The following is a 3,146-nucleotide window of genomic DNA, read 5'->3' on the forward strand; positions in this document are numbered from 1 at the left end:
ACCTGTTTATTTTAATTTGGATATGACCCTGTTTATTTGCGTGACCCTGTTTATTTGCGCAGAGCCCCCAATAAATTGGACACATAAGGCATCAAGAGAGCGATTTTAAAGCCACTCTCTGCTTTCAGCTGTGACAACCTGGTTCCAGAATAGGAATTTCTGTGGGAAAGGTCAGATTAAAGATAACAGGCAACAGCTCTTGGAGTATTGACCTATTAGCTTCCGGCTTCTTCTGTCTTCAACCTGTCATTCTGTAATTTAGATAGTAGTGAATAACCTAAGGTTCTGGCTCTTGATGACATTGAAATAGTTAAGTCTATGTTGGCAATGAAAGTTTGAATTTCTTCCTGCATATACTTATTTGCACGATTAAAGCTTTTTTCCAAGTTGGGTAGCTTTCGCATTACTTCCAACATGTTTAAAAATCCTGTGCGACCTGTTTTTGCACCGATTTCCATAGATTCAAAATTATTTAGAAAGCTTTCTATACCATTGATGGACTCATCGTCATGCTCACTGTCTGATGTTAGGACAAACTCTATACTGGTTTCTAGATTTTTAATGAGAGTGCGATACTCATCATTCTTAGGCTTTAGAAAACTTGCATAGTCACTAACGTGAGTTGCTAATTCTTTAATAACATTTCGTTTTTGCTTTGCTGTTAAGTTTTTATTCGTATGCAAAATGTTTGTTGAGGAAGTTACCTTTGGTGTAAAATCATTCTCTAGTTTGCTTCCAACCAATAAAACAATCTCAGTTAAATATTCGAAGTTTTCCTCCACTTCAATAATATGGTCTAATAAACCTAAGTCTTCGCCCCCTTGATGTGGTCTAATTACTGAAAGTGAAGTGCTAGTCTGTAAAACTAGACCATAGTCTTTAACTGGATTTCCAAAAGGTAATGAGCCCTCAAGCGCTTCTGTCGCTATATCCTTTAATGTGTTTTTTGCTGCATTCATTTTTGAAAAATGCGTCGAGTATGGAATAACTCTGTAAGATCTTAAGTCGAAAGGCAGCTCTTCAATGTCTTGGGTGATTAATACTACTTTTTTTTGTAATGCATGTGCAATTCCTAGCTCGTAATATACATTTGCATTTGAGTCCGTTAAATCAGCAACAATTAATGAGCTTTGCATAATTCCTGTAATGATGTCCTCTAATATATTGCTCTGGCTCTTAATGTCATCTGCTCTTGAAACTTTGTATCCAGCATCAATTAATGCACCCTTAATTAAAAACTCATAAACTTCGTTTAAAGGTTCCGAAAACGGCATTAGTATAAATGCATTATTGTTGTTCATTTTATAATCCTTTAGAAAGTAAGTCTATGTAGCAAAAGGTGGTTCACGGAGAATGATATAGATCATTTAAAGTTGAGTTCCTTACTGGCTACTCTACCTTGCAAAGTCTGAAAGTCCAAGGGCTGTAATTCGAACAAACCGTTACTCACAAATTGGCGCTACTGCTTTAATCATCGCTTTTTGAAATAGTAAAATTGGCTGGTCGTCGGTGGATGTTAAACTTATCATATTGAGCGATGATGCCCTTAAGCGGTCCGAGCCGCTTTGACCCCCGCTTAAAAATTCCCGGTCGGTTCAGGGCGCTGCTAAAAGGCGGGCAATTTGCCGGGAGCAAATTGAGTGGAAGACGCGTCTGGGATGGTATTGCCCGGAATTTGCGACAATTTCATCAGGAATGAAATTGAACAGCTGTAGCTGGCCTGGAAGGCGAAGGGCAGGAAGTCCGAAGTAATGCGCGCAGCAAATTCAGATGCCATCGAGACAAGTTTTCCTGGAGAAAACTTGAACATCGGAGGTACGACGGTGGCCCAAAGGGTAGAGGGCATGGATAGCCCGTAATATCGCAGAAGATGCCCGAAGTGGACTTTTGATTGAAGGCAGGAAGCCGTAAATCAAAACTTTTTCACGACCGCCTTTTAGCAGTCTCCTGGACTGACGTAGTTGGGAATCCAGCGGCGCGTTTTGAAAGCCACATCCCTGTGGCTTTTCCTTCGGACCAGCATGACGCTGTCCAAAATCTTTCCCGAAGATTTTGTCTTTGGTCTCGTTTCTTCGCAGTAAAGACAATCTGGTCTGGAACCAGATTGAACAGCTTTAGCTGGCTTGCAAGGCAGCGGGGAGGAAGCCTGTTGTAAAAGTGACTGGTTTACAAGGACTACGTGTCGTATCCAATAGGAAAGTTGAGCTACCCCTGTCTTGCCACTCTGGTCATCACAGTGGATACTGAAACCCTGCTTGGCTAAATCGCAGAGCCTTGGATCCTCTCCTCAATGGCTGCCAGTTAAGCGTGGCAGAACTTCGGAGAAGAGGAGGCTATATCTTTTACAAAGGAGATAATGTTGAGAGACTTCAATTCTGGTGATATCCACGGAGATGTTACTATCATTGATAATTCCGAAAATAACGAATACAAGTTGCTGATCCACTGTAATAACGAAGAGCTTTTGCATGAGGAGTCTCATAGAAAGGAGCTGTTGAAAAACGAGCGGTCTCGAAAAAATGGGGTTATGTGGAAGTTTCTTGCTTTCTCAGCATTTTTATTGCTTGTGGCCGCTGGCTGGTTCTACATCCAAGGTACAATGAATGCTGTAACTTTTCTTATAGGCGCAGCAGGTGTAATGTCCAGCATGGCTACATTACAACAAGCAGAAAGACAAACACCATTCGAGAAAAGACAAATTGCCACACTTAATGAAATTCATGCGCTGCTTCGAGAAAGAGGGGTTCGATGAATCAAAGGGCCGTAGTGGTTGAAACATCCACCTCCTAAGCGGCCCGAGCCGCTTTAACCCCCGCTAAAAAATTCCCGGTCGGTTCAGGGCACTGCTAAAAGGTGGGCAATTTGCCGGGAGCAAATTGAGTGGAAGACGCGTCTGGAACGTCGTTTTCACGACCACCTTTTAGCAGCGCCCTGGACTGACGTAGTTGGGAATCCAGCGGGCGTGTTTCTTTTGGTTACTTTTCTTTGCACGAGCAAAGAAAAGTGACTGGCGCGCAATGGATAATGGTATGGACCCACTCCACCTCCTAATCGGCTTCATAGTGAGCCAAAATGGAGATTCGACAAACCATTTAACGGAAGTGGAGTGGATCAACATGAAGACTACAACCATTGGCCTAGATATA

General features: G+C 42.2%; 3 protein-coding genes. 1 reads left to right on the forward strand and 2 read right to left on the reverse strand.

Features of this window, described 5'->3' with window-relative positions:
- Positions 1-215: 215 nt before the first annotated feature.
- Together J0A65_RS07905 and J0A65_RS07910 are read right to left on the reverse strand one after the other, a co-directional pair.
- Positions 216-1,301, reverse strand: coding sequence for a hypothetical protein (locus tag J0A65_RS07905; protein ID WP_206593612.1), 1,086 nt, complete (start codon positions 1,299-1,301; stop codon positions 216-218).
- Positions 1,302-1,606: 305 nt separating this feature from the next.
- Complete coding sequence (locus J0A65_RS07910; protein ID WP_206593613.1) at positions 1,607-1,777, reverse strand: hypothetical protein; 171 nt, start codon at positions 1,775-1,777, stop codon at positions 1,607-1,609.
- 579 nt (positions 1,778-2,356) lie between these two features.
- On the opposite strand from J0A65_RS07910, the gene J0A65_RS07915 reads away from it, so the two are divergent.
- Positions 2,357-2,752, forward strand: coding sequence for a hypothetical protein (locus J0A65_RS07915; protein WP_232849802.1), 396 nt, complete (start codon positions 2,357-2,359; stop codon positions 2,750-2,752).
- Positions 2,753-3,146 lie beyond the last annotated feature (394 nt).

The sequence above is a fragment of the Bowmanella yangjiangensis genome (assembly GCF_017255015.1).
Lineage (GTDB): Bacteria > Pseudomonadota > Gammaproteobacteria > Enterobacterales > Alteromonadaceae > Bowmanella > Bowmanella yangjiangensis.

Bases quoted from the DNA above. Each gene is read 5' to 3' on its own strand.
- J0A65_RS07905 (WP_206593612.1), bottom strand. From the start codon at position 1,301: ATGAACAACAATAATGCATTTATACTAATGCCGTTTTCGGAACCTTTA.
- J0A65_RS07910 (WP_206593613.1), bottom strand. From the start codon at position 1,777: ATGGCATCTGAATTTGCTGCGCGCATTACTTCGGACTTCCTGCCCTTC.
- J0A65_RS07915 (WP_232849802.1), top strand. From the start codon at position 2,357: ATGTTGAGAGACTTCAATTCTGGTGATATCCACGGAGATGTTACTATC.